Origin of the sequence: Pantoea sp. CCBC3-3-1, from assembly GCF_007981265.1 — a bacterium.
Lineage (GTDB): Bacteria > Pseudomonadota > Gammaproteobacteria > Enterobacterales > Enterobacteriaceae > Erwinia.
Map to the genome: position 1 here is coordinate 362,200 of NZ_CP034363.1, position 26,175 is coordinate 388,374.

The window sequence follows — 26,175 nt, forward strand, 5'->3', positions numbered from 1 at the left end:
GCCCGCTTCATGAAATGCCCTGGTGTTGGCATGAGAAATTGTTTTTATACAGACGAACCGGCCAGACTAACTTACTTAATGAGAATAATTATTATCTTAGTCTAAAACAATGCAGATTCTTTTTTGCAGGCCTGAGGGTTAATAGAAGCAACTTTATATGAAGGAGGTATGAGACTGCAATTTTAAATTTCGCAGTTTCTGGTAAATAAGATTAATACGGCAATCTTTAATTTTATAATCCTGACTAATTTTGGCCCTGATTTTCTGGACCAGGAATTCTCTTAAATAGCGCTTTTACAGGACTGCTGCGCGATAGAAGTTAAAATGAGAGGATATTATTCCAGTAATGAGGGGATGTAGAGATATATTAGTTAGCGATGTCGTTAAGGATAATTCTTAATTAATTCTCCCCGCTTCAAATCCTTTCGCTTTCCGCTGGTGCGCCTTTTATGCGCGCTGCCCGGCTCATTATTCAGCTACAGTTAGTCACTCGGACGATATCACCTACTACCTGGCGGAGAAACGAGTCTTATGAGTCAGTTTTTTATGCATCAGAAAAGCGAGCTGGTCAGCGAGGCCATTGAAGGCACTTTGCTCAGTCATCCTCATCACACGCTCAGCCTGCTGGACGTCGGCCCGGATATTCGCGTGGTCGTACGTAATGACTGGGATAAATCAAAGGTGGCGCTGATTTCCGGTGGCGGCTCTGGCCACGAACCGGCGCACGTGGGCTTTGTTGGCGAGGGGATGCTGACCGCTGCTGTCTGCGGCGATATTTTTGCCTCGCCGAGCGTGGACGCTGTGCTTAGCGCCATCATCAACGTGACCGGTGAAAAAGGCTGCCTGCTGATCGTAAAAAATTACACCGGCGATCGTCTCAATTTTGGCCTGGCCGCAGAAAAAGCAAAAAAACTGGGTTTTAAGGTAGAGCTGGTGATGGTGAAAGACGATATCGCCTTGCCCGATAATCCGCAGCCGCGTGGCATTGCCGGTACCGCGCTAATCCACAAGATAGCGGGCTATGCCGCAGCAGAAGGAAAATCGTTGGAAGAGGTAGCCGCAGCGGCGAACGAAGCGATTGCGGCCACGGCAAGTATTGGTCTGGCGTTCAGCAGCTGTCATGTTCCTGGCGAGCAGCAGGATGAGCGGGTGAAAGCTGGCGAGAGCGAGCTGGGCATGGGCATCCATGGCGAACCCGGCGCTTCCACGCTCAAAACCCAGGACAGCCGCGAAATCGTGGCGCTGCTGGCGGAAAAACTGGCTGCCGGTCAGGACGACGGCAAGATCGCGCTGCTGGTTAATAATCTTGGGGGCTTTTCTTCGCTGGAAATGGCCGTACTCACCCGCGAAGCCCTGCATTCGCCGCTGGGAAAAAACGTTAAGCTGCTGATTGGTCCGGCTACGCTGGTCAGTGCGCTGGACATGAAAGGCTTTTCGCTTTCAACAATGCGTTTAACGGATTATCTGCAAACAGCGCTGCTGGCACCCGTCAAAGTGGGTGGCTGGCAGCCTGCGGTAGAAATCCAGCCGCTGAACACCATTAAAGGCGAAAAAGTTGCCCGCAGGCAGCAGGTTACGCCTTCTGACAATACTCAGACGGCAGGCGTAGTAAAAACCGTCTGCCGCACGCTGGTCGCGCTGGAAGAGGAGTTAAACCAGCTTGATGCGCGCGTTGGCGATGGCGATACCGGTTCGACCTTTGCTGCTGGCGCGGCGAAAGTCTTGAAAGCGCTGGAGGCGGGTACGCTTCCGCTCAATGAACCTTCACTGTTGCTGACGTTAATTGGCGAGGAGCTGGCGGTGGTGATGGGGGGCTCCAGCGGCGTACTGATGTCGATTATGTTTACGGCTGCCGGGCAAAAGCTGGAAGAAGGTGAGTCACTGTCACAGGCGCTGAGCTGGGGACTGGATCGCATGCAGCACTACGGCGGTGCCAAACTGGGCCATCGTACGATGATTGATGCGCTGCATCCGGCCTTTGCCGCACTGGTGGCGGGAAAAGGCGTGGCAGGGGCGGCAAGCGCCGCGAAAGAAGGTGCCGACGAAACCGCGAAGATGACGTCGGCGCAGGCTGGCCGCTCTTCCTATCTGAATAAAGAGAGCCTGAACGGGGTAAAAGAGCCGGGCGCTTACGCTGTGGAACGCGTGTTTTCCGCGCTGGCTTCCTGAACCGGTTTGCCCTCAAGCGCACGCTCAAAACCGCGTAAACGTTTATAAATGGAGAGCAGCTCCACCAGCGTGGTCCAGGAGTTAATCAAATATTGAAAAGCACCACGCACTTGCTCAAAGACATTGAGGATTTGCGTCATCAGCCCGAAGGTAATCGCGCCAGCAACGATAGAAGGAAACAGCGTGACCAGGCCGAATACCGCATCAATCTGAAGATAAAGAATGCGGGCGATGTTGAAGTAGAGATAGTGAAAATAGAGGCGGAAATAGTTTTTCCGTATCGATAAAAACAGGTTTTGCACCGTCACCGGGCTGGCGCGGCGAGCATCATCCTCGCCGTAGACCAGCTCCTTGCGATAAGCCGCTTCCACTCGCTGATTGCGGAAAGAAAGGCCGGGCAGCTTGATGCCCACTATCGCCAGTAAACCGGTCCCCAACACTGCCCAGGCCAGTGCGGCAATAACCAACGCATAAGGCATGCTGCCAAGCAGCGGCACGGTGGCGACGTGTTTTGACAGCGCCACCAACACCGGCAGAAAAGCAATCAGCGTCATGATGGCGTTAATCAGGCTTACGCCCATATCTTCCAGCGTGGATGAAAAACGCATGGTATCTTCCTGCACACGCTGAGACGCACCTTCAATCTTTCGCAGTTCTGACCAGTGCGCCATGTAGTAGTTGTTCATGGCCGTGCGCCAGCGAAACACGTAGTGGCTGATAAAAAACAGGTTCAGTACATCAATGATTACCGCAATAAGTGCAATACTGAGAAATCCACCAAGCTGCTGATATAAAGAGGTAATTTTTACAGTATTGGCATGAGTTAACGCCTGCTGAAGCGTATCGTAGAAGGGTTCATACCAGGCATTTATCGCGACGCCCATCTGTACCGACAGCCATGTGGCAAAAATAATCAGCGCCGAGCCGAGCACTGACCAGCGCTGCCAGGGATGTGGGCTGAAGACAAACCAAAAGCCCGCGAACAGACCGGCTGCCAGCAAATAATAGACATAAAACGCCACTTCCGACGGCGCGATAAATCTCAGCGCATTATTGGGCAATGGCATCGTCGCCGAATGGGCGAAAGCGGAAAATTGAAAAAGCCAGTGGCTGCCGCCAGCAAACCATATCAGGATAGCGAGCAAACTCCAGCAAATGGCGGTGCTGAAAAATAGCCCGGGACGGGGGAAAAAAGATTTGAACATAAAAACTCCGCTTTTTTTGTTTTTATAACGTCATTCCTTGTTAACTGTCTCAGTGGGGTTGTTTCTGGTCGTTACCGTCTTCAGGCAGAGGGTTACAATTTGCCCGGCCTCTCTGCCCGGGCACGTTTTGACTTAACCATCGAACGCGACATATCAGCGGCCAAAAGCGGCCAGAAATTATTGCTGAATATTATTTTAATCAGGCCGATAACCGGTAAAACACCTTTGGGCAGTAAGGGAATTTTCCCGAGCCGTGGCCTGTCTGCCATCCGGAGCTTCCTTTGGGGCGGCAGCACTCAACAACCAGGCGAAAAGAGAATGAACGAAAATAATGATGTGATGTACCGGTTGTTGGTGCAGAGCGTAATTGATTACGCACTTTATATGCTGACACCTGATGGCATTGTCGCGAACTGGAATGCAGGCGCCATCCGGGCCAAAGGCTATCAGCCAGAAGAGATCATCGGCAAAAATTTTGAGTGTTTCTACAGCGCCGCCGATCGGGCAAAAAATCTGCCGCAGCGTGGCCTCGCTATTGCCCGTGAAACCGGGCGTTATGAAGTGGAAGGCTGGCGCTATCGGAAAGACGGCAGCGCCTTTTGGGCACACGTAGTGATTGATGCGGTAAAGGATGATGAAGGAACGCTGATTGGCTTTGCCAAAATCACCCGTGACTGCACCGAGCAGCAGGCCAGGCTCGCCGAGCAGCGGGCGCAGGAGCAAAAATTTCGCCTGTTAGTGGAGGGCGTGACGGATTACGCCATCTATATGCTTGACCCTGAAGGCCACGTCGTTAACTGGAATGAAGGCGCAAGGCGCTCGAAAGGTTATAACGCCGACGAAATCGTCGGCAAACATTTTTCCTGTTTCTACAGCGAGAAAGATCAGCAGGCAAAACTGCCGCAGGCGAATCTGAAAACGGCTTACCGCACGGGGCGTTTCGAAGAACAGGGCTGGCGATATCGTAAAGACGGCACCTCGTTCTGGGCGCACGTGGTGATTGATGCCGTGCATGACGACGACGGCAAGCTGATTGGCTACGCCAAAATCACCCGCGACTGTACCGAACAACAACGCGTGCTGCGCGAACAGCGTGAAAGAGAGCAGGTGTTCCGCCTGCTGGTTGAAGGCGTAAGCGACTACGCCATCTATATGCTCGATCCCAAAGGCAAGGTCGTAAACTGGAACGCCGGGGCTCATCGCGCCAAAGGCTATACGGCAGAAGAGATCGTCGGCAAACATTTTTCCTGCTTCTACAGCGCCCAGGATCGACTGGCCCGCACGCCGGAAACCAATCTGCACATCGCCCATACGACCGGGCGGTTTGAAGATCAGGGCTGGCGGTATCGAAAAGATGGCAGTGCCTTCTGGGCGCATGTCGTGATTGAGTCGATTTATACCGACGAGGGCAAGCTGATTGGCTATGCCAAAATTACCCGTGACTGTACAGAAGTGCGCGAGTACGAGCAGCAGATCCTGCGAGCGAAGGATTTAGCGGAGCAAAACAGCGCGCAAATGGCTTCGCTGTCGACATTTCTTGATACCATTATTGCTAATATTCCGTCCTGCGTGATTGTGGAAGATGTGGTCTCGCGGGAAGTATTGCTGCTGAATAACAAAGCGGAACAGCTGCTCGGCCTGAAAATAAAAGAGGTAAAAGGCAAAATGCTGGTCGACTGCATGCCTTCAGAGCTCAGCAGCTATTTTGCGCAGCTCGCCACGGCAGCCCAGCGTAATGAAGGCGTACATCGCAATGAGCAGCTGTTACGCACCCGCGGTGGTGAAAAAATCATTAATGCCTCTGCTTCGCTGATTCACGGCAACGATGCGCGCACCAATTACGTTTTGCTGATTGCGGATGACGTTACCGATCAGCGGGCGGCCGATGCCCGTATTCACCATATGGCGCATCACGATAACCTGACCAGCCTGCCAAACCGCGTGCTGTTTAGCCAGCGCCTGAATGAAGCGCTGCGTACTGATTTTGATACCAGTAAAATCACCGCCGCCCTCTGTCTGGATCTGGATAATTTTAAAAACGTCAATGATGCGCTGGGCCATCAGGTGGGTGACGATCTGCTGCGTGCGGTTGCAGGCCGTCTGCGTAGCGCGCTACGTGAACAGGATACGCTGGCTCGTAACGGTGGCGATGAATTCTCCGTGGTGCTGCCTGGCCTGACGCATCAGGATGAAGCCGAAGCGGTGGCGCAGCGCCTGATTGAAGTTATCCGGCCGTCGTTCAATGTGGATGGTCACAACCTGTCGGTTGGGTTGAGCATCGGTATTTCCCTTGCTGCGGGCGGTTTGACCTCGCCTGACGAACTGCTGCGCTGCGCGGATATGGCGCTGTACGAAGCCAAACGCAACGGCCGCAATCGCTTCGAGCATTTCTCGCATGAAATGGGCGAGGCGGCCAGCAAGCGTCGGATGATTGAGACCGACCTGCGTGAAGCGATGACCAACCGCCATCTTAAACTGTATTACCAGCCGATCACGAACGGACAGGGCTACGACATCATCGGCTATGAGGCGCTGATGCGCTGGCATCACCCCAAGCAGGGGCTGATTATGCCGCTGGATTTTATTCCCGTGGCGGAGGAAACCGGTCTGATTCATACGCTGGGTGCTTTTGCACTGTATGAGGCCTGCCGGGAAGCCTCTACCTGGCCAGAAGACCAGAGCGTGGCGGTGAATCTTTCACCGTTGCAGTTCAAGAACAGTTCACTGGTATCCGTCGTGGAAGCCGCACTAAAGGATTCCGGCCTGTCGCCGCACCGTCTGGAAGTGGAGATCACCGAGTCGGTGCTGTTGGATAATACCCGGGTTAATATTCGTACCTTGCAAAAGCTGAAAACGCTCGGCGTGCGCATTGCGCTGGATGATTTCGGCACCGGCTATTCGTCATTAAGCTATCTGCGTTCGTTCCCGTTCGACAAAATCAAAATCGACAAGTCGTTTATTAACGATATGAAAGACAGCCGTGAAGCGTTGGCGATCATCCGGGCGATTACCGGGATGAGCCGCAGCCTGGATATTCAAATCACGGCGGAAGGTGTAGAAAGCAGTGAACAGTTCGAACAGCTGAAAATTGAGGGCTGTACCCTGTTCCAGGGCTACTATTTTGGCCGTCCGCAGCCATCAGAAACACGATTAAAGCTGTTTGATTCCCCGCAGGGCATGAATGAGGAGGCTTCTATCTCTACCAGTTTGGTTGCTGTCACTCCTCAGCCTGGAAAGAACGGGGTTGTGCTATAGAAGTAAAGGGGTATTCAGGGCCATAATTTACTGCATTTTGGCCCTGAAGCTTTTCCGGCACTGGAAAGTACGATCGATAAAGAAAAATCCAGCCTGTTCAATCGAGCTGGCTAATCTCTGATAAGCATTTTTGTCAGGCATAACTATACTAAAAAAATTGCCATTTTTTATTTTCAACTGGCCCTGAATCGGTAATTTGGCTTTAGCGAAGAGAACGTTTTGTAAAATCATTAATTGTTAATGAATTTGTGCCATTTTGTTTCTTAGTGCTCAAATTTTGCAAAAAGACCTGTTAAAATGCCGGATATTGTTACCGGTAACATTGATCCGGATCAAAATACCCGCTTTTCATAACAAAAACAGTAGCGCAACCGTGAACCCTTAACCGCTTTTTGACCAGGCGAAGTTTAAGAAGGCAATGTAATGTCGAAAGAAAAAACTGGAAGTTCCCGCCGGGACTTTCTGCTGAAAACGATCGCGATAGCACCTGCAATGGCGATCGGGACGAGCGGAATTGGCGCGCTCACCGCAGCGGCGCCAGCTGGCGCAAAAGAGACCCCGCCTGCCGGCCCGCAAAAAGCCCGTGACTATCAGCCCACCTGGTTTACACCAGAAGAATACGCTTTTGTTCAGGCTGCCGTCGCGCGTTTGATCCCTGCCGACGATCGTGGCCCGGGCGCGCTGGAAGCAGGCGTGCCTGAATATATCGATCGCCAGATGAACACCCCTTATGCCACCGGCTCTAACTGGTATATGCAGGGGCCTTTCCACCCGGATGCGGATAAGGCGTTGGGCTATCAGCTGCCGCTGGTGCCGCGCGATATTTATCGTCTTGGCCTTGCCGATGCCGATGCCGTGGCAAAAGCGCAGCACGGCAAGGTGTTTGCTCAGCTGACTCAGGAGCAGCAGGATGCGCTGCTTCAGGCTTTTGAAGCGGGCAGCGTGGAATTCAAACAGGTTCCGGCGAAAGTCTTTTTCACTTTCCTGCTGCAAAACACCCGTGAAGGTTTCTTCAGCGATCCTATCCACGGCGGTAATCAGGGCATGGTCGGCTGGACGCTGATTAACTTCCCTGGCGCACGCGCTGATTTTATGGACTGGGTTGAGCGTGGCGAGCGTTATCCGTTCCCACCGGTATCGATTCGTGGGGAAAGAGCATAAGCATGGCAAACGAAATGAAAAAAGTGGATGCGGTGATCGTCGGCTTCGGCTGGGCGGGATCGATCATGGCCAAAGAGCTGACTGAAGCGGGCCTGAACGTGGTTGCGCTGGAACGCGGCCCGCACCGTGATACCTATCCTGATGGCGCTTATCCGCAGGTTATCGACGAACTCACCTATAACATCCGTAAAAAGCTGTTCCAGGATCTGTCGAAAAGCACCGTCACCATTCGCCACAACTCGGCGCAAACCGCTCAGCCATATCGTCAACTGGCGGCGTTCTTACCGGGCACCGGCACCGGTGGCGCAGGCCTGCACTGGTCGGGCGTGCATTTCCGTGTCGATCCTATCGAACTGCGGATGCGCAGCCATTACGAAGAGCGCTACGGCAAAAAATTTATTCCTGAAGGCATGACGATTCAGGACTTTGGCGTGACTTACGACGAGCTGGAACCGTTTTTCGATAAGGCCGAAAAAGTTTTCGGGACGTCCGGTTCCGAGTGGAGCGTGAAAGGCAAGGTCATCGGGCAGGGCAAAGGCAATCCGTTTGCGCCAGACCGCTCCGATAAATTCCCGCTGCCCGCGCAAAAACGCACTTATTCCGCACAGCTGTTTGCCCAGGCAGCAGAATCGATTGGCTATCATCCTTACGATCTGCCTTCCGCCAACACGTCTGGCCCGTACACCAACACCTACGGCGCGCAGATGGGGCCGTGCAACTTCTGCGGTTATTGTAGCGGCTACGCCTGCTACATGTATTCCAAAGCATCACCGAACGTTAACGTGCTGCCAGCGCTGCGTCAGGAAGCGAAGTTTGAACTGCGTGAAAACGCCAACGTGCTGCGCGTTAACCTGACCGCTGATAAAAAACGCGCAACGGGCGTGACCTACGTCGACGCGCTGGGACGTCAGATTGAGCAGCCTGCCGATCTGGTTATCCTCTCGGCGTTCCAGTTCCATAACGTGCACCTGATGCTGCTTTCCGGTATTGGCAAGCCGTATGACCCGGTTACCAACGAAGGCACGGTAGGTCGTAACTTCGCCTATCAGAACATCTCCACCATTAAAGCCTTCTTTGATAAAGACGTCTTCACCAACAACTTTATCGGTGCGGGCGGCGCAGGCGTGGGCGTGGATGACTTCAACGCCGACAACTTCGATCACGGCAAATATGGCTTCGTTGGCGGTTCGCCGATGTGGGTAAACCAGGCCGGCGTGAAGCCAATCTCCGGTCTGCCAACGCCTCCGGGCACGCCAAACTGGGGCAGCAAATGGAAAGCGGCAGTGGCCGATCACTATACGCATCATGTTTCAATGGATGCTCACGGCGCACACCAGTCCTATCGCAATAACTATCTGGATCTCGACCCGAACTACAAGGATGCTTTCGGCCAGCCGCTGCTGCGCATGACGTTCGACTGGCAGGAAAACGACATCAAAATGTCGCAGTTTATGCACGGCCGGATGCACAAAATCGCTGAAGCGATGAATCCCAAGCTGATTAGCGGCGCACCTAAGATGCCAGGCGCACATTTTGACACCACCGTTTATCAAACCACGCATATGAACGGCGGCGCAATCATGGGTGAAGATCCGAAAACCAGCGCGGTGAACCGCTATCTGCAAAGCTGGGATGTGCCAAACGTCTTTGTTCCGGGCGCATCCGCCTTCCCACAAGGTTTGGGCTATAACCCAACCGGCATGGTGGCGGCGTTGACTTACTGGTCAGCCAAAGCGATTCGTGAACAGTATCTGAAAAACCCCGGTCCGTTGGTGCAGGCATAAGGATATCCATGATGAAAATGATGATCCCTGCCCTGTTACTGGGCATGACCACCTTTGCCGCCGTGGCGGACGAGAGCGGTGCTGAGCAGATCAAGCGCGGCGAATACCTGGCGCGAGCCGGTGACTGCGTGGCTTGTCATACTAAAATGGGTGGCAAGCCCTTTGCTGGCGGCCTGTCGATGGCAACCCCGATTGGCAATATTTACTCCACCAACATCACGCCGGACAAGAAAACCGGGATTGGCGATTACAGCTACGACGATTTCCAGAAAGCGGTTCGTCATGGCATCGCGAAGAATGGCGACACGCTTTATCCGGCCATGCCTTATCCTTCTTATGCCGTGGTGAGCGATGAAGATATGCAGGCGCTGTATGCCTGGTTTATGCATGGCGTGCAGCCGGTTGAGCAGGCTAACCAGAAGAGCGACATTCCGTGGCCGCTGTCGATGCGCTGGCCGCTGGCCATCTGGCGTGGCATGTTTGCGCCAGACGTGAAAGCTTTCCAGCCGGTGAAAGGCCAGGATGCGGTGCTGGCGCGCGGTCAGTATCTGGTGGAAGGTTTGGGCCACTGCGGTGCCTGCCATACGCCGCGTAGCCTGACTATGCAGGAAAAAGCGCTGAACGACAGCGAAGGCAGCGATTATCTTTCCGGCAGCAACGCGCCGATTGATGGCTGGACGGCGAACAACCTGCGCGGCGACAGCCGTGACGGACTTGGCCGCTGGAGCGAAGACGATTTGGTGCAGTTCCTGCGCATGGGCCGCAACGATCATACCGCCGTGTTTGGCGGCATGACGGAAGTCGTCCAGCACAGCTTGCAGCATCTGAGCGCAGAAGATGCGACGGCAATTGCGCGTTATCTGAAGTCACTGGGTGCACGCGATCCTAATCAGGTTGGTTTCACCCAGGACGATACGGTTGCCAAAGCCTTGTGGAAAGGCGACGACAGCAAGCCGGGCGCGTCGGTGTATGTCGACAGCTGCGGTGCCTGCCATAAAACTGACGGCAGCGGCTACAAGCGTTTCTTCCCGGAACTGCGTGGCAACCCGGTCGTGCTGGCCGAAGATCCAACGTCACTGATCCATATCGTGCTTAGCGGGGCGACGCTGCCCGGCGTGAAGGGTGCGCCTTCTGCTGTCACCATGCCGGCCTTTGGCTGGCGGCTGAACGACCAGCAGGTTGCGGATGTGGTTAACTTTATCCGTACCAGCTGGGGCAATACGGCGAAAGCTCAGGTCAGCGCCAGCGACGTCGCGAAAGCGCGTAAAAACGTGGCGGGTGAACAGGGCAATGTCGATATTGAGAAACTGACTGAAGTGAAATAATGTTGAATACGGCCAGTTTACTGGCCGTATTTTCTCATCCATTCTGAGATATTTTCCCTGCCTGACGCTGTTTTTTTCTTTTTAATGTCCCGCACTGAAATTGCCGACAGACAGGTTCATTCCATTAAGCTGTATAAACTAACAGTCTTATTTTTTTGTATATAAAAAAGAAACGCGCCAGATGGCGCGTAATTGTTGTTTTTCTGTTAACTTCTTTTATTTTTATCGGAATATAATAATAATTAATGCGTGATATTATTTCGTAGAGTTATAGTGTCCCTGGTGCTGGAAACAGACAAAAAAAACAGCATATCCGCTTTTGCTTCTCCGTTTATAATAGCGAACAATATAATCTGAATGATACGGTAGAAAACCCCCTTGAATTCCCGACGATAAAATGTTATTCGACTACGTTTGGATGGTAATTTAATAACGGAGCAGTAATGAAAATCGTTGTAACGGATACGCCTGCTGAACAGGATGAGCAATTTGTTATTGACAGCCTGTGGCAGCACAACAGTCAATTTGATGATGTGGATATAACGCCGCTTTTCCTCACGTTGCGAGATGATGACAATCAGATTTATGGCGGGTTGGTGGCCAGAACCTGGTGGCAGGGACTGGAAATACAATATTTGTGGATCGGTGAACAGGAGCGGGGGAAGGGCAGAGGAAACCAGCTGATGCTTAAGGCAGAAGAGGTTGCAAAAGCACGAGGATGCCAGATGGCGTACGTAGATACCTTTGATTTCCAGGCAAAGGGTTTTTATGAAAAACTGGGCTATCAGGCTTATGGCAGCATGGATGGCTACCTTGGAAAACATACACGCTATTATCTGAAAAAAGCGTTTTAATAAAAACGGAAAAAGTATGTCGCAGGACGATAAGTATAGTTACTTCCGGGGTTTTATTTCCATGATGGAGCATCTTAGCGAGCCATGGGGAATCAAGGACCTTGAGTCAAGACATCTCTATATGAATAAGGCGGCATACTTATATACGCATACGCCCGTCACCTTCTCTGTTGAGGGCGCGCTGGATCAGGATTTCCCGGCCAAATGGGCAGAATGCTCGGAAGATTTACAGGAGCACGATCGCCGCACAGAAGAGGCGCAGGATCGTGTCACCGTGATTGAAACCCATTATTGGTACGGATTAGAGAGCCTTTCCCCTTATGTCAGCGAAAAACTACCCGTTTTTGATAATGATGGCAACTGCATCGGAACCCTCTGGAACGCGAAGCCGCTTGATAATCTGACGCCCCTTAAGTTCCTTAATCAGAAAAAGCCCAGCGTATTGACCACCGTTACCGATAATAAAGAGTTTACCCCCGCCGAGCTTGATATTATCTTTCTGATGCTGCAACGGTATACGGCCAAAGAAATCGCCAATATTTTCGGCGCCAGCGCCAAAACAATTGAGAACCGAATATATACCATTTATCAAAAAGCCAATGTGCATTCACTAAAGCAATTTGAAGAGTACTGCGTCATCCATAACCTTGAAAACTATATCCCTGGTCGTCTTATTAAGAAAGGGATCAACTTTATCTGATACAGGCCTGATAACAATGCAAATTAATGATTTTCCTTTGAGTCGGGTGCCGGAAAGCAGCCGCGTGTCGTTTCTCAGCGTGGCTATTGTCCATATGGGCATGCTTACCGCACTCGATCAATTTATGTTGGGGGCGGTACTCGGTGACAGCATGAGTTTATCTGCCGCGCTAACCGCTATTCTGGCAGGCAGTCTGCTCTTTGGCTTAATTACCTTTGGCTTTGGTTACATCGGCATGAAAGAGGGATTGTCAGGCAGTATGCTGGCGCGCTGGTGTGGTTTTGGGCGAATCGGTTCGGCTTTTATTGGCATCGTCGTTGCAATAAGCCTGCTGGGCTGGTTTGGTATTCAGAACGCCATTTTTGCTAAATCGCTGAGCACGGCATTTTCTGACACGCTGAGTTTTCAGAGCGCGGCGACAATTTCCGGCCTGTTTTTAACCGTGCTGGTGGCCTTTGGGTTTAAAGCGCTAAGATTTACGGCGCGGATAGCCGTTCCGGTGTTTATTGCGTTAATTGCCTGGATTTCCTGGCAAACGCTGGCCACCGATCATGTTGCGGCCGTTGCGGCAACAACCGCCGGCAAAGAGATGCTGTCGGTTAATGCCGGTATCACACTGGTGGTTGGCGGCGCTATTCTGGCCAGCTTAATGACGCCCGATCTGACGCGTTATTCAAAGCGCGGCAGCCATGTGTTGGGAATTACAGTGGCCACCATCTGCCTGGGTGAATTTATCATTAATGGCCTGGCTATTTTTATTGCCCGCAAGCTTAATACCGGCGATGTGATGTCCATTATTACCATTGCTTCAGGAACGATTGGCCTGTTTGCGGTCATTTTCTCTACCCTCAGGGTAAATGATTTAAACCTCTATTCATCTGCGCTTGGCGTGATCAACGCTGTTGAAAGCACCAGTGGTTTAAAGCTTCACTACAAGCCGGTCACGCTGGCGCTGGGCATTCTGGGAACTACCTTGTCGGTGCTTGGCATTCTGGATCATTTTGTAGATTTCCTGAACCTGCTCGGGGTCATTGTTCCACCCGTGCTGGGCGTGATGCTGACGGAATATTTTTTGCTGAAGAAATACAGCCTTCCTCTCAGAGTGACAAGGCTGACAGGCACGTTACCGGAAGAGACTATTTTTAGCGGCTGGCCCGCGATTTTTGCCAGCCTGCTCGGCGGCTACGTTGGCCTGTATGTGACGTGGGGCGTCTCAACCCTTAACTCATTTTTAGTCGCCTGCGTCGGCTATATCATCCTGGAAAAACTGGCGGAAAAACTTTTTGCGAGGCGAATGAAAACGGCCTGATTTCGGGCGGATAAAGCGGAGCCATTCCGCTTTATCCTTTTTCGCTTCCTGACCAGGAAGAGACTGAAAAAAGAAAACATTGCGCTGAAAAGAGGCAGTTATCGGCTGCGTTGCTACCCTTTCCTTACTGCTTATTCTCCAGCAGCAACGATCACTCAAGGAGAGGTTATGCAAATTTCACCCTATCTGTACTTTGCGGGCAACTGTGAAGAAGCTATCGCGTTTTATCAGCAGGCGATCGATGCTCATCTGAAGGTTAAAATAACCTGGGGCGATGTCCCACCTGAAAAACAGCAGCAGCCGCAGAAGCAAAATCGTGCCAGTGGAGAAAAACCGGCGGACGACAAAATCATGCATGCCCTGCTGCAAGTCGGCGACAGCGAGCTACAGCTGAGCGATAGCGCCGAAGCAGTAAACTACACCGGTTTTGCCGTTAGTCTTTCCAGTCACGACGCCGCTGAAGGGAAAAAATGGTTCGATCGCCTTTCGGACGGCGGGACGGTGACGCTGGAATGGGAAGAGACCTTTTGGGCACTCGGCTTTGGTACGCTGACGGATAAATTCGGCATTCCATGGCGCGTTAACGTCAATAAGCCTGACGCCTGATTACATTTTTAGCCGATCCAGCGCGCTCAGCAGCGCGTTGACTTTTGGCGTCAGCTGTTTCTTACGCGGCCAGACGACGTACAGCGGTAAACCCTCTACCGCCAGTTCTGGCAGGATCGGCACCAGTTCACCGCTGGCTAGCGGCTTTTCCATCAGCCAGCTGGCCATCTGCGCCACGCCTAGGCCTGCGATGACCGCAGCAACCTGGGCTTCTCCATCGCCAAGCGCCATACGGTGCGGCACGGTTCTGGCCACCGTTCGACCATCTGGCGAGGTAACATGCCAGGGACTGATGCTACCGTCGACGCGGTAATAGACAATGGCGCGATGATCGGCCAAATCCGTCAGGGACGTTGGCGTCCCGTGGCGGGCAAGATAATCGGGAGCGGCGCAAAACAGCAGACGCTCTTTTCCCAGATAGCGATAGCCGAGCGAAGGCGGATATTCTGCCGGGCCACCAATCCGTATAGCGATATCCACGCCTTCTTCAAACAGATCGACAAAGCGATCGGAAAACGTAAGGTTGATCTGCATCTCTGGATTTTGCTGACAGAATTGCGTTATTAACGGTACGACGTGCATACGCCCGAAGGTGTTTGGCACGGCGATTTGCAATCTACCGACCGGGATGGTGCGTTGCGCTGCCAGTACCGATTCCGCTTCCGCCAGTTCACTAAGCACTCGCGTACAGGTCTCATAGAAAGCCTGTCCGGCATCGGTCAGGGCCAGGCTACGCGTTGTTCGCTCAAACAGCCTTGAGCCAAGCCGCGCTTCCAGCCGGGCAACGCTTTTACTCACCGCCGAACTGGTCAAATGCAGATGTTCAGCGGCAGCCGTAAAGCTACCGTGTTCCACGCTTGCAACAAAAGGCGTAATGCCTTTTAGCCGATCCTGGCTGCTCATGATTGATGACTCGAATTCTGAAATGTTATGAATTTATACCTGAAATAAGACTTAATTTCTCTATTAAGCTTAATGTTACTCAATATCAGTGGAGAAAAAAGATGCAACAGCGAGCACTTATTGTCGGCGTAAGCGGCGTAATTGGTACTGCACTGGCGGAAAAACTGACCGGCGACGGCTGGCAGGTTTATGGCCTTTCACGCGGACGCACCGCAGTGCCTGCGGGTTGTACGGCGCTGACGGCCGATCTGACTGATGAGGGATCCGTCCGTAAAGCGTTAGACGGCGTGAAAGTCGATAAAGTCTTTTTCAGCGTCTGGGCACGTCAGGCAAATGAAAAAGAGAATATCCGCGTTAACGGCGCGATGGTGCGCAACGTCATTGAAGCGTTGGGCGATGGCCTGAAGGGCGGGCATGTGGCGCTGGTTACAGGCCTTAAACATTACCTCGGCCCGTTTGATGCTTATGGCAAAGGCGCGGTGCCCGTAACGCCGTTCCGTGAAGAGCAGGGCCGCCAGCCGGTCGATAACTTCTACTACGCGCAGGAAGATGAAGTCTTTGCCGGTGCCGAAAAATATGGCTTCACCTGGAGCGTGCACCGTCCGCATACCATCATCGGTTTTGCGCTGGGCAACGCCATGAACATGGGCCAGACGCTGGCCGTCTATGCAAGCCTGTGCAAGCAGACCGGACAGCCCTTTGTTTTCCCTGGCTCAAAAGCCCAGTGGGAAGGCGTGACCGATATGACCGATGCACACGTATTGGCACAGCAGCTGGAATGGGCGGCAACAACCCCTTCGGCGCAGGACCAGGATTACAACGTGGTCAACGGTGACGTGTTCCGCTGGAAATGGATGTGGGGCCAGATTGCCGACTATTTCGGTATCGAAGCCGCGCCGTTCCCGGACGAAATGCAGCCGCTGGAAGGCCGCATGGATGCCGCGCCGGAGCAGTGGAAAGCGGTTGCGCAGCAGTTCAATCTTAAGGAAGCCGACATCAGCAAGCTGGTTTCCTGGTGGCATACCGACGCCGATCTGGGCCGCCCGATGGAAGTGTTTACCGACGTCAGTAAGAGCCGTAAAGCAGGCTTCACCGGCTATAAATGTACACGCGATGCTTTTGTCGAACTGTTCGATAAGCTGAAGGCGGAGCGGTTAATTCCAGGCTGATAGTCAGGATGCTGCGCATACGTGCGCAGCATGCCCGTGTCCAACAAGATCGCTCTGCATTATTTCCCTGCCCGTCGCACTCACTCACTGACGCTTTCCTGCAACAACTGTTTCCTGATGGAAACAATATGGGAATAAGTGCTTTTACTGTTGCGTTAAAAGAGGGTGAGGTTAGGATGGTTTCAACCGGTCAGCCGTCGTCACCGCAAGCGTTTCAATGCTGTGCCAGACTGAAACACTGACCAACGAAATTACCCTCTAAGATTAGGTGCGACCATGAGCAATAAAACGATTCAGTGGAACGGTGGCTTACAGCCAGAAGCAGTAGAAATCCTGTCTGCCGACGGCGGTATGATCGTTTGCCCAACCAAAGTGGGCTACATCATCATGACGTCTGATGCAAAAGGGCTGGAGCGTAAATTCGACGCCAAGCAGCGCAACCGCAACAAGCCGGGCGTGGTGCTGTGTGGTTCCCTGGATCAGTTGAAAGAGCTGGCGCAGCTGAACCCGGAAATCGAAGCGCTGTATCAGCAGCACTGGGACAAAGACGTGCTGCTGGGCTGCATCCTGCCATGGAAAGAAGAAGCCGTGGCGCGTATTCCGGAAGATGGCTCGAAAGAGCTGATGATGGATCGCCGTCAGACCAGCTGTTTCGTGATTAAATTTGGTATTCCTGGCGAAAACCTGGCAAAAGAACTGTGGGAAAACCACGGTAAATTCTCCTTTGCCAGCTCGGCTAATCCATCAGGCAAGGGCAACCGTGGCCTGGTCGAAGGCATCGGCGAGCGCATCGAATCGCAGGCCGATCTGATTATCGCGGCTAACGACTATGTGAAATCTATCCAGCCTAACGAGTCTGAAAAGACCCGCTATGAGCAGGGCGTAATGGTGGCAATGGTTGATGAGAATGGCAAACTGGTGCCGGAACAGAAAGGCGAGCGTAACATCACGCCGTGTCCGGTGCTGATCCGCAAAGGGCTGGATGTGGACAAGATCATGTCGATGATGTCGGACATCTTCACCACCTGGGATTACCGCCACGGTAACTATTACTAAATGAGAAGGGCGGAACTAGCGTTCCGCCCTTTTTTTATCTGTTCCCAATGCCTTCTGTAACTCTGCAATAAACAGCCTGACACGAGGTGACGTAAAGCCATCGTTTTTCGTCAGTATCCAGGACTGATAAACATCCATTTCCCATTCCGGCAGCACCTGGCTCAGCTTACCCGCTTTAACCGCTTCCTGTGCCACATAGTCAGGCAGATAGGCGATCCCGGTCTCTGCAATGGCCGAATTCACCAGCGCAGTACTGTTATTGGCGCGGAAACGGCTACGCACTTCAATATTCCGCGTCTGCTTATCGCGACGAAACGGCAGAGAGATCGTATGAGCCGGGCCGCGGAACAGAATAAAGTCATGGCGAGGCAAATCATCAGGCGTGGTAACAGGCGCAAAACGCTGAAGATAGTCCGGCGAGGCATATAAACCCCAGCTGATATCCATCAGCGGCTGACAGCGATCGTATTCAGGGCGATCCCGGCGGATCACGATTGCCAGATCGACATTATCGTCGATCACCGGCCGGTCGGTTAGATCCAGATCGACGCTGACGTGCAGGTTGTTTGCCACAAACTGATTCAGTACCGGCACGATACACTGGCAGCCGAACGTCACCGGCGCGACGACGCGCAGGCTACCCGTTGGCTCTTCATGCTGCTGACGGATAAACAGGTCGGCGCTTTTGATTTCACTCAGAATGCGCGCGCAGTAGTGATACCAGGTCATGCCGACGTCGGTTACGGCGATTTTGCGGGTAGTGCGCAAAAGCAGCCTGGTACCCAGCCGCACTTCCAGCGCGGAAATTTCTTTGCTGACGGAGGATTTAGAGATGCCCAGCAGCTTCGCCGCTTCGGTATAGCTCAGCGTTTCTACCACTCTGGCGAAGATGACCATCGCCTGTAAATTGGCTACGTCACGCATGTTAACGAGCAGAGATCGCCAGCGCGCTGCCGGCGAAAACGAACAGGCTGCCAATCGTCCGGTTCAGCAAACGCAGCCGCTTCTGGCTGGCAAACAGCGTCGACAAACGGCGACCGGCACAGGCATAGGCGAACATCATGCTGAGATCCAATACTGCCCAGGTGACAGCCAGCGTAGCGAACTGGATAGCGTGAGGCTGGCTGGCGTCAATAAAGTTGGGAAACAAAGCGGCGAAAAACAGCAGATCTTTTGGATTGCTGATCCCTACCATATAGCCTTTACGAAAGAGTTTCAGGCTGCCAGGCATCTCTGCGGGCTGACCGGCAAGAACCACGCTTTCCGGCGCACTTTTATCACGCCATGCGCTGATACCCAGCCAGATCAAGTAGGCCGCGCCCACCACTTTCAGCACGGTAAAAGCCGTTGTTGAAGCGGCGAGGATAGCGCCTAAACCTAATGCGGAAGCGGTCATCAGCGTCATTGCCGCCAGCACGCCGCCCGCCACTGTCGCCAGCGCACGGCGACGTCCATAGCGTAAACCGTGAGTCATGCTGAGCAGTGCCGTCGGGCCGGGGACCGCAATCAGTACGGCAATAATCCCGGTATAAGCCAGCCACAGATGAAGCGCCATAGATACTTTCCTTACGCGTGCCCGGGGGAGGATGCAGGGCGGAAAAAGAGGTTATTTCAGGTGGCGCTAGCTTAATGGCTGAACAGAGGGAAGTAAATCGTCAGCGGTGGGGTAAGGCCCGCTCGGGGCCTTTGGCGGGATTATTTATCTGGCTTTAAGCAGAGCACGACGTCCAGAACGAACGGGCGTTTTAGCATCTTTAAAATTCTTACCCGCAACCAGTCTACCGTCGACAATTTCAATCTCGCCTGTTGCTATTTTTTGCTTCACGATAACCTGAGAAGCTACTTGCATGACGAGACGCTGACGAGCCATAACTTCATTGTAAACAGTGCCTTTAGCAGATGATGGCATAACCCCTCCCGTCTGTACTCAAATTATTATATGCCCGCCAGCCATCTGGCAATATGCTCTTCGCTGGCCGGTTTTTCTTTCTTTGGGCAAATCCCAGCATTCTGTCATAAACCAGTTTAAGGTCCGTATGACGTCCGGCATCCAGATAGCTTACTGCTGCATAGAATAAATAACCACCGGGTTTTCGTTGAGTGTAGTGCTGCGTCAGCAGGGTTACTACCCTTAGAAGCGCTACAGGATTGGTATCCTTTACTTCAACGTGTTGAAAACGGCCAAAGTTGTCACCGGTTAGATCGCTGATAGCATCAAACTGGATTTCAACCATGCCATTTGGCGGGAAGAAAAATTCCGGGACATTGATATCGTAACTTTTACTGCGCATATCGGCATGACTGGTTATTTCTTTAAACACCATGACGTAGAGCTGTTCCCCGACTCTAAAGGTTCCCGCAACTAATGGATAGCCATAATAATCAATGGATTCCAGCGGCGGCGTATAAATGACGTCTTCCATGTGACCCCCTTTTTTAACTTCCTGTCAGAGGCTATTTTTCCCGATCCGGCTGTAAATTGGCAGGTTTTTTCTGGCAATATTGGCTTTCAGGTTACCTCATCCTGTTGAGATAAAAGAAGTGACTTATTACGGGCGGAGATCGCTCTCCGCCCGCAAAACTAGCGAACTTTTTTCACCAGCACGGGGATTTGGCGTAGCTTATTCGCCAGCACCAGCCCGGCAAGCAGCATCACGGCAATGAAGGCCGACACGCCCGCCCAGCCGTAGCCGTGCCAGAATACGCCACCCAGCGTACCGGCGACGCTGGAGCCAAGGTAATAGAAGAAGAGATAGAGCGACGAAGCCTGGCCGCGAGCGCGACGGGCACGATGCCCAACCCAGCTGCTGGCGACCGAATGCGCGGCAAAGAACCCTGCGGCAAACAGCATCAGACCAGGCAGGACCAGCAGCAGTGAGGTGAACTGCGTGGCAACGAGGCCTGTTAACATCATGATCAGTGACCCCATTAGCACGACGCCACGGCCATAGCGCGCCGTCATAACGCCCGCCCGGGGTGAGCTGTAAGTCCCGGTAAGATAAACCACAGACAGTAACCCGACTACCGTTTGGCTCAGCGAAAAAGGCGCAGATAAAAAGCGATAGCTGACATAGTTAAAAAGGGTGACGAAGCTGCCCATCAGAATAAAGCCGACCAGGAACAGCATTGGCAGTCCCATATCGCGCCACTGGAACATAAAATTCACTAATAGCTTATGAGGACGAAGCGAGCTGGCGCGGAAATGTTGCGAAGGCGGAAGCAAACGGAAAAACAGCGCGGCGGCGGCCAGCGCAAACAGGCCAACCACAAACAGCGAAACATTCCAGGAAAAATGATCCGCCAGCATGCCGGTAGAGAGCCGTCCGATCAATCCGCCAATTGAGTTACCGCTGATATACAGCCCCATCGAAAAAGAGAGAAAGCCGGGATGCAGCTCTTCACTAAGCCAGGTCATGGCCACCGCCGCCACGCCGCTCAGCGCCAGCCCGGTCAGTGCGCGCATTGCCAGCACGCCTTCCCAACTGCTCATGGTCGCACAAATCAGCGTAAAGAAGGCCGCCAGCAACAGCGAAACTGACATCACCGATTTGCGACCAATCGCATCCGACAGCGGACCGGTAACCAGCAGGCCCAGCGCCATCATCGCGGTCGTCACGGAAAGAGAGAGGCTGCTTTGCGCCGGGGTGAGATGAAAGCTTTGCGAGAACACGGGGAGGATTGGCTGCACACAGTAAAGTACGGCAAAAGTGGACAATCCGGCGCAGAACAACGCCAGCGTAGCGTGGATGAACCGGCGGGTTCCACGCGTAATATAGGTTTTATTTATCGGTGCGGTATTATCAACGGGAGAAAGTAAACTGTCATCTTCTTCAGAAAGACTTTCCGAGTGCAACGCTGCGGATTTATTTACTACGGGTGCCACAATAATTCCTTAGTTAAGATTTATGAGTCTGGTTTGCTATCAGATAAACTTATATATGCCGGATGTAACGCGGGCTGAGCCACGTTTTGGCCCGATTAGTATTCGACTGTTTAAATATAATGTAAATGGGAAATCTGAATATTTTTACATGACTTTTCATCATAACCCTTTTCATTTTGGTAATGCCGCTATTTTGAACGGCTAAGGCTCACTTTACGCGGATCGTGGCTGATTTTGCGTAGAGAAAGCGGGCGCTGCACATCGGCAGCCTGCTTCGTTTACGGTGTTTTTGCATCAATTTTACCCTGACCGCTGAGCAGCTCAGGGCGAAATTAACGGACTGAAGCGATAAGAGGAAAATAGGTTCGTTAGCGATGCTGTTTATTTCTCGTAATATTATCTCATCAGTGGTAATAAAATGAACAATTTGCAGGATGAGACGACAGTACTATACTGATCACTTGTTTATGAAAATATACCGAGCGAGATTGTCAATCATCGGCCTCAGGAGGTTTTTATCACTTTTAATCATAATGACCTGCAAGTTGACAATAATCAGACGGAATATGACGCCTTTTATCACGACTATGAGGCGGGTCCGGACGCCGCGGTTGAGCCTCAACCGGAACCCATCCGTGGTTTGCCTGCACCAGACATTCTGACACCGTCTGACCGTTACCAGGAACTGTTCGAAGCCGTACAGTCTTCACGCATCTTCACCGACAGTAAAACGTTCGCCGATTGTGCGCCGAAAATCGAGCCGGAGAGGATCCTCTACCGCTATTTTATTCAGCGTGAACGCGAGGATTTTGATCTGCTGGCTTTCGTGCTGGAGCATTTTGATCTCCCGAAAGTTAACGACAGCCGCTACGTCTCCGATCCGGAAAAAAGTATGGGCGAGCATATCGACTCGCTGTGGCCGGTTCTGACGCGTAAGCCAGAAAAAAGCGCTGAGTTCTCGTCTCTGCTGCCGCTGCCTGAACCTTACATTGTGCCCGGCGGTCGCTTTGGCGAAACCTACTACTGGGACTCTTATTTCAGCATGTTGGGCTTCGCCGCAGGCGGGCAGAACGATCTTCTGCGCCACATGGCGGACAACTTTGCGTGGATGATCGACACCTATGGCCATATTCCAAACGGCAACCGGACTTACTATCTCAGCCGCTCTCAGCCGCCGGTGTTTGCATTAATGGTTGAGCTGTTTGAAAAAGATGGCGTTAGCCAGGCGCACCGGTATTTGAAGCAGCTGAAAAAGGAATATGCGTTCTGGATGGACGGTGCTGAGTCGCTGCTGCCTGGCGAAGCTTATCGTCATGCCGTCATGTTATCGGATGGCTCGGTGTTAAATCGCTATTGGGACGATCGGGACACGCCGCGTGACGAATCCTGGCTTGAAGACGTGGAAACCGCGAAAAATTCGGCACGTCCTTCCAGCGAGGTTTACCGCGATTTGCGCGCAGGTGCCGCATCGGGCTGGGATTTCTCCTCACGCTGGTTAAGCGAAGCGGGCCGGCTGGAAAGTATTCAGACGACCAGTATCGTGCCAATCGATTTAAACGCGTTTCTTTATAAGCTTGAAACGACGATTGCACGGCTGTCGGCCAGTAAAAACGACCCTGAAACTGCCGAGCTGTTTCAACAGAAAGCGATGCGGCGCCGCGAAACGGTGAATAAATATCTGTGGGATGCGCAGGCGGGCTTCTACCGTGATTACAACTGGCGGGAGCGTGAGAAAGGGGCGTTTTCAGCAGCTTCTGTGACGCCGCTGTATGTTGGTATGGCAAGTCTGGAACAGGCCACTTCCTCGGCAAACGCGATTCGTACGCATCTGCTTGCGCCGGGCGGCGTATTGTCCACGGTTGAAGAAACCGGTGAGCAGTGGGATAAACCCAACGGCTGGGCGCCGGTGCAATGGATGGCGATCAAAGGCCTGAATAACTACGGCGAGGAGCTGCTGGCGAAAGAGATTGCCACCCGCTGGCTACAGGTGACGGGCGCAACTTATCACCGCCACCACAAGATGGTGGAGAAGTATAACGTTGCCGGACGCGCACCGGTTCTGGCAGGAGGCGGGGAATATCCTCTACAGGATGGCTTTGGCTGGACGAACGGCGTTACGCGTCGCCTGCTTACGATGTATCCGGATGCCGCGCCTCAGCGCTAGGCTTGTGTTCCCCGCGCTTTAAGTTTATTAGCAGTCTGAAGGCCTTCATCATGAAGGCCTTTTTTGTTTGCTGCGAAAAAGCGTGATGCGATGTCAGTAATGAAAATTATGTGCCATACCTATAACAAATGAAAAATAGCAATCATCAGGTGAGGCAAACAATGAAGATAGGATTAGTAGGCTACGGCACCGGCGGAAAGAATTTTCACGCACCTTTTATCAACGCCGCTAAAGGTCTGGAGCTGGCAGGCATCGTTGCGCGTGCGCCCGCCACGATTGAGCGTGTCAAAGCCGACTTTCCGGATGTTCCGATTTATGCCAGCCTCACTGAACTCCTGGCCGCCGGTGTGGATATCGTTACCATTTCCACACCGCCGCAAACCCGCCGCGAGCTGGTGCTGGAGGCGATTGAGGCCGGCGTGGCCGTAATAGCCGACAAGCCGTTTGCGCCAGATGCTAAAACCGGGCGCGAGCTGGCGGCGGCGGCCAAAGCCAAAGGGGTTATTTTAGGGGTTTATCACAATCGCCGTTTTGATGCGGATATCCAAACGCTACGTCAGCTTCTTGAGCAACAGCGGGTCGGCAAGCTCTGGCGGCTACACAACCGGATGGATCTTGACGATCCGGACACGCTCGAAAGCGGTGAAATGGGGGGCCTGCTGCGCGATATGGGCAGCCATCTGGTGGATCAGGCGGTCTGGCTGCTGGGGCCGGTAAAATCCGTTTTTGCACAAACCGATCTGATCGCGCGTCCGGAAGGCCCAACCGATGCCAGCTTTGTGATCACGCTCGTCCATACCAGCGGCGTACATTCGCATATCTCGTCAAGCAAGCTGAATCACCTTTCCGCCCGAGATTTACGGATTTATGGCGACAAGGGCAGCTATGTTGCAAAGGGCACCGACGTGCAGGCACAGGCGATTTTTGCCGGTAAACGTCCGGCTGACGATCCGGCCGGATGGGGCTACGAACAACCGGAACACTGGGGAACGCTATATACGGCGGGCAGCGCCGAGAAGATCCCGTCCGCGCAGGGGAGCTATCATGCCTATTACGAGGCGTTTGCCGCGGCGGTTCGCGAAAATGGCGAACCGCCCGTAACGACCGAACAGGCGATACGCACGCTGGAAGTGCTGGATGCCGCGTTGCTCAGTGCAAAGGAAGGACGGCTGGTGGTGATTGACCCGTCAAATAACTGACGCTTTATTCGCCAATGGGGGCGGAAAAATCGCGGCGATGTTCCATTATCTGGAACAGATTCATTTCAATCCAGTCGGCCAGGCCCACGACCTGTCCCCGGATTTCATGGCCCAGCGGCGAAAGACGATATTCCACGTGCGGTGGGACGACTTCATAAGCGATACGCTCGACGAAGCCATCTTCTTCCATAAAACGTAGCGTCTGGGCCAGCATTCTTTCACTGACGCCGCCGATTTTGCGGCGCAGCTCGCCAAAGCGCAGCGTATCGTCCTGCAAGGCCAATAGCACCAGCACACTCCAGCGGCTGGTCAAACGCTTCAGGATATCCCGTGAAGGGCAGTTGGTATTAAGCAGTTCACCCCGGCGAAATTTTTCGCTCAGCGAACAGGCTGATGAGATTTTTTCCACACTAACATTCCTGTAAGTACTTACTTTTAGTTAGTGTATGACATAGGCTGGTCGGGTCAAAGCAATTTCTCCGGCGCTGCCGGTGAACCGTTTTTTATTGAGCTACAAGGAGAGCATCATGATTGCTGTTACTGGCGCGACTGGCCAACTGGGTCAACAAGTGATTAAAGCTTTACTGGAAAAAGTCCCCGCGGGAGAAATTATTGCAGCCGTCCGGACCCCGGAAAACGCCACCGACCTGACTGCGCTGGGCGTGCAGGTTCGTCAGGCGGATTACACCCGGCCTGATACCTTACTGAATGCTTTTACTGGCGTTGAAAAGGTGCTGCTGATCTCCTCCAACGAAATCGGCTCGCGTGAAGTGCAGCACAAAGCGGTCATTGCTGCGGCTAAAGAGGCGGGCGTGAAGCTGCTGGCCTACACCAGCCTGCTGCATGCGGACAGCAGCAGCATGGGGCTGGGTGGCGAACATCGTGCAACGGAACAGGCTTTAATTGCTTCCGGTGTCCCTTATGCCATTCTGCGTAACGGCTGGTATACCGAAAACTATGCGGCCAGTATCGCGCCAGCTGTGGCGCATGGCGCTTTTATTGGCGCAGCGGGCGAAGGAAAAATTGCGTCGGCGAGCCGTCAGGATTATGCCGAAGCGGCTGCCGTCGTACTGACCCGCCACGATGTGGCTGGCAAAACGTTTGAACTGGCAGGCGACGAGGCTTATACGCTCGCGCAGTTCACCGCTGAAATTGCCAAAGCGAGCGGCAAAGCGATCCAGTACATTGATCTGCCGGAAGCAGAGTTTGCCGCCGCGCTGAAAGGCGCAGTCCTGCCGGATGCGCTGGCGGAGATGCTGGCTGACTCTGATGCCAATGCGGCGAAGGGCGCGCTGTTTGATGACAGCCATACTCTGAGCAAGCTAACGGGTCATCCGGTTACGCCATGGCAGGATGTGGTCAGGGCATTTGTTGCTCAGGCTTAAATATTTTACGGGAGAGACTGTCTCTCCCGCTGTTTCCCTTCCGGCGTT

General features: G+C 53.1%; 22 protein-coding genes. 14 read left to right on the forward strand and 8 right to left on the reverse strand.

Going from position 1 to position 26,175, the window contains the following annotated elements; genetic code table 11:
• The first annotated feature begins 531 nt into the window (after positions 1–531).
• The gene (locus EHV07_RS01445) at positions 532–2,169 is read left to right on the forward strand and encodes a dihydroxyacetone kinase subunit DhaK (RefSeq protein ID WP_147194183.1); all 1,638 of its coding nucleotides are present in this window, start codon (positions 532–534) and stop codon (positions 2,167–2,169) included.
• Here the strand turns inward: EHV07_RS01445 and sbmA are convergent.
• Complete coding sequence (sbmA, locus tag EHV07_RS01450) at positions 2,130–3,374, reverse strand: peptide antibiotic transporter SbmA (protein ID WP_147194184.1); 1,245 nt, start codon at positions 3,372–3,374, stop codon at positions 2,130–2,132. The genes EHV07_RS01445 and sbmA overlap by 40 nt on opposite strands.
• 318 nt (positions 3,375–3,692) lie before the next feature.
• On the opposite strand from sbmA, the gene EHV07_RS01455 reads away from it, so the two are divergent.
• From EHV07_RS01455 to yjdN, 8 genes are all read left to right on the forward strand, one after another.
• Positions 3,693–6,629: a bifunctional diguanylate cyclase/phosphodiesterase gene (locus EHV07_RS01455; protein ID WP_147194186.1), complete on the forward strand. Its 2,937-nt coding sequence runs from the start codon at positions 3,693–3,695 to the stop codon at positions 6,627–6,629.
• A 423-nt stretch (positions 6,630–7,052) separates the two neighbouring features.
• A complete protein-coding gene (locus EHV07_RS01460) occupies positions 7,053–7,790 on the forward strand; it encodes a gluconate 2-dehydrogenase subunit 3 family protein (RefSeq protein ID WP_147194188.1) in 738 nt (245 codons plus the stop codon).
• A 2-nt stretch (positions 7,791–7,792) separates the two neighbouring features.
• Entirely contained in the window at positions 7,793–9,574 is a 1,782-nt protein-coding gene (locus tag EHV07_RS01465; protein WP_147194190.1) for a GMC family oxidoreductase, read from the forward strand.
• 11 nt (positions 9,575–9,585) lie between these two features.
• On the forward strand, positions 9,586–10,899 hold the full coding sequence (locus tag EHV07_RS01470; protein WP_371419676.1) for a cytochrome c: 1,314 nt from the start codon (positions 9,586–9,588) through the stop codon (positions 10,897–10,899).
• 443 nt (positions 10,900–11,342) lie between these two features.
• A complete protein-coding gene (locus EHV07_RS01475; protein ID WP_147194194.1) occupies positions 11,343–11,753 on the forward strand; it encodes a GNAT family N-acetyltransferase in 411 nt (136 codons plus the stop codon).
• 16 nt (positions 11,754–11,769) lie between these two features.
• Complete coding sequence (locus tag EHV07_RS01480; protein ID WP_147194196.1) at positions 11,770–12,453, forward strand: LuxR C-terminal-related transcriptional regulator; 684 nt, start codon at positions 11,770–11,772, stop codon at positions 12,451–12,453.
• 16 nt (positions 12,454–12,469) lie between these two features.
• On the forward strand, positions 12,470–13,762 hold the full coding sequence (locus EHV07_RS01485; protein ID WP_147194198.1) for a cytosine permease: 1,293 nt from the start codon (positions 12,470–12,472) through the stop codon (positions 13,760–13,762).
• 168 nt (positions 13,763–13,930) lie between these two features.
• Complete coding sequence (gene yjdN, locus EHV07_RS01490) at positions 13,931–14,368, forward strand: VOC family metalloprotein YjdN (RefSeq protein ID WP_147194200.1); 438 nt, start codon at positions 13,931–13,933, stop codon at positions 14,366–14,368.
• Here yjdN and EHV07_RS01495 read toward each other — a convergent pair whose 3' ends face one another.
• The gene (locus EHV07_RS01495; protein WP_147194202.1) at positions 14,369–15,274 is read right to left on the reverse strand and encodes a LysR family transcriptional regulator; all 906 of its coding nucleotides are present in this window, start codon (positions 15,272–15,274) and stop codon (positions 14,369–14,371) included.
• A gap of 98 nt (positions 15,275–15,372) precedes the next feature.
• Between EHV07_RS01495 and EHV07_RS01500 the strand changes: the two genes are divergently transcribed.
• Positions 15,373–16,440, forward strand: a complete 1,068-nt coding sequence (locus EHV07_RS01500; RefSeq protein WP_147194204.1) for an SDR family oxidoreductase — start codon at positions 15,373–15,375, stop codon at positions 16,438–16,440.
• A gap of 276 nt (positions 16,441–16,716) precedes the next feature.
• On the forward strand, positions 16,717–17,496 hold the full coding sequence (locus EHV07_RS01505) for an L-threonylcarbamoyladenylate synthase (RefSeq protein WP_147194206.1): 780 nt from the start codon (positions 16,717–16,719) through the stop codon (positions 17,494–17,496).
• 15 nt (positions 17,497–17,511) lie between these two features.
• Here EHV07_RS01505 and EHV07_RS01510 read toward each other — a convergent pair whose 3' ends face one another.
• From EHV07_RS01510 to EHV07_RS01530, 5 genes are all read right to left on the reverse strand, one after another.
• On the reverse strand, positions 17,512–18,420 hold the full coding sequence (locus EHV07_RS01510; protein WP_147194208.1) for a LysR family transcriptional regulator: 909 nt from the start codon (positions 18,418–18,420) through the stop codon (positions 17,512–17,514).
• 1 nt (position 18,421) lies between these two features.
• Entirely contained in the window at positions 18,422–19,051 is a 630-nt protein-coding gene (locus EHV07_RS01515; protein WP_147194210.1) for a LysE family transporter, read from the reverse strand.
• 144 nt (positions 19,052–19,195) lie between these two features.
• Entirely contained in the window at positions 19,196–19,405 is a 210-nt protein-coding gene (locus EHV07_RS01520; RefSeq protein WP_147194211.1) for a hypothetical protein, read from the reverse strand.
• A complete protein-coding gene (locus EHV07_RS01525; protein WP_147194213.1) occupies positions 19,389–19,919 on the reverse strand; it encodes a hypothetical protein in 531 nt (176 codons plus the stop codon). The genes EHV07_RS01520 and EHV07_RS01525 overlap by 17 nt, the downstream gene beginning before the upstream one ends.
• A 158-nt stretch (positions 19,920–20,077) precedes the next feature.
• Positions 20,078–21,382, reverse strand: coding sequence for an MFS transporter (locus EHV07_RS01530; RefSeq protein ID WP_168199664.1), 1,305 nt, complete (start codon positions 21,380–21,382; stop codon positions 20,078–20,080).
• 514 nt (positions 21,383–21,896) lie between these two features.
• Here EHV07_RS01530 and treF point away from each other — a divergent pair.
• Both treF and EHV07_RS01540 read left to right on the forward strand, forming a co-directional pair.
• Positions 21,897–23,543 carry an alpha,alpha-trehalase TreF gene (treF, locus tag EHV07_RS01535; RefSeq protein ID WP_147194217.1) on the forward strand — a complete coding sequence of 549 codons (1,647 nt, stop codon included), beginning with the start codon at positions 21,897–21,899 and terminating at the stop codon, positions 23,541–23,543.
• Between the two features lie 161 nt (positions 23,544–23,704).
• Positions 23,705–24,742: a Gfo/Idh/MocA family protein gene (locus tag EHV07_RS01540; protein ID WP_147194219.1), complete on the forward strand. Its 1,038-nt coding sequence runs from the start codon at positions 23,705–23,707 to the stop codon at positions 24,740–24,742.
• Positions 24,743–24,746: 4 nt separating this feature from the next.
• Here the strand turns inward: EHV07_RS01540 and EHV07_RS01545 are convergent, their stop codons facing one another.
• A complete protein-coding gene (locus tag EHV07_RS01545) occupies positions 24,747–25,151 on the reverse strand; it encodes a helix-turn-helix domain-containing protein (protein ID WP_254446294.1) in 405 nt (134 codons plus the stop codon).
• 118 nt (positions 25,152–25,269) lie between these two features.
• Between EHV07_RS01545 and EHV07_RS01550 the strand changes: the two genes are divergently transcribed.
• On the forward strand, positions 25,270–26,127 hold the full coding sequence (locus EHV07_RS01550; RefSeq protein ID WP_147194221.1) for an SDR family oxidoreductase: 858 nt from the start codon (positions 25,270–25,272) through the stop codon (positions 26,125–26,127).
• Positions 26,128–26,175: the final 48 nt, after the last annotated feature.

What these genes read in the sequence shown, in the direction of transcription:
- EHV07_RS01445 (WP_147194183.1), top strand. Translation starts at nt 532, where the DNA reads ATGAGTCAGTTTTTTATGCATCAGAAAAGCGAGCTGGTCAGCGAGGCC.
- sbmA (WP_147194184.1), bottom strand. Translation starts at nt 3,374, where the DNA reads ATGTTCAAATCTTTTTTCCCCCGTCCCGGGCTATTTTTCAGCACCGCC.
- EHV07_RS01455 (WP_147194186.1), top strand. Translation starts at nt 3,693, where the DNA reads ATGAACGAAAATAATGATGTGATGTACCGGTTGTTGGTGCAGAGCGTA.
- EHV07_RS01460 (WP_147194188.1), top strand. Translation starts at nt 7,053, where the DNA reads ATGTCGAAAGAAAAAACTGGAAGTTCCCGCCGGGACTTTCTGCTGAAA.
- EHV07_RS01465 (WP_147194190.1), top strand. Translation starts at nt 7,793, where the DNA reads ATGGCAAACGAAATGAAAAAAGTGGATGCGGTGATCGTCGGCTTCGGC.
- EHV07_RS01470 (WP_371419676.1), top strand. Translation starts at nt 9,586, where the DNA reads ATGAAAATGATGATCCCTGCCCTGTTACTGGGCATGACCACCTTTGCC.
- EHV07_RS01475 (WP_147194194.1), top strand. Translation starts at nt 11,343, where the DNA reads ATGAAAATCGTTGTAACGGATACGCCTGCTGAACAGGATGAGCAATTT.
- EHV07_RS01480 (WP_147194196.1), top strand. Translation starts at nt 11,770, where the DNA reads ATGTCGCAGGACGATAAGTATAGTTACTTCCGGGGTTTTATTTCCATG.
- EHV07_RS01485 (WP_147194198.1), top strand. Translation starts at nt 12,470, where the DNA reads ATGCAAATTAATGATTTTCCTTTGAGTCGGGTGCCGGAAAGCAGCCGC.
- yjdN (WP_147194200.1), top strand. Translation starts at nt 13,931, where the DNA reads ATGCAAATTTCACCCTATCTGTACTTTGCGGGCAACTGTGAAGAAGCT.
- EHV07_RS01500 (WP_147194204.1), top strand. Translation starts at nt 15,373, where the DNA reads ATGCAACAGCGAGCACTTATTGTCGGCGTAAGCGGCGTAATTGGTACT.
- EHV07_RS01505 (WP_147194206.1), top strand. Translation starts at nt 16,717, where the DNA reads ATGAGCAATAAAACGATTCAGTGGAACGGTGGCTTACAGCCAGAAGCA.
- EHV07_RS01510 (WP_147194208.1), bottom strand. Translation starts at nt 18,420, where the DNA reads ATGCGTGACGTAGCCAATTTACAGGCGATGGTCATCTTCGCCAGAGTG.
- EHV07_RS01515 (WP_147194210.1), bottom strand. Translation starts at nt 19,051, where the DNA reads ATGGCGCTTCATCTGTGGCTGGCTTATACCGGGATTATTGCCGTACTG.
- EHV07_RS01520 (WP_147194211.1), bottom strand. Translation starts at nt 19,405, where the DNA reads ATGCCATCATCTGCTAAAGGCACTGTTTACAATGAAGTTATGGCTCGT.
- EHV07_RS01525 (WP_147194213.1), bottom strand. Translation starts at nt 19,919, where the DNA reads ATGGAAGACGTCATTTATACGCCGCCGCTGGAATCCATTGATTATTAT.
- EHV07_RS01540 (WP_147194219.1), top strand. Translation starts at nt 23,705, where the DNA reads ATGAAGATAGGATTAGTAGGCTACGGCACCGGCGGAAAGAATTTTCAC.
- EHV07_RS01550 (WP_147194221.1), top strand. Translation starts at nt 25,270, where the DNA reads ATGATTGCTGTTACTGGCGCGACTGGCCAACTGGGTCAACAAGTGATT.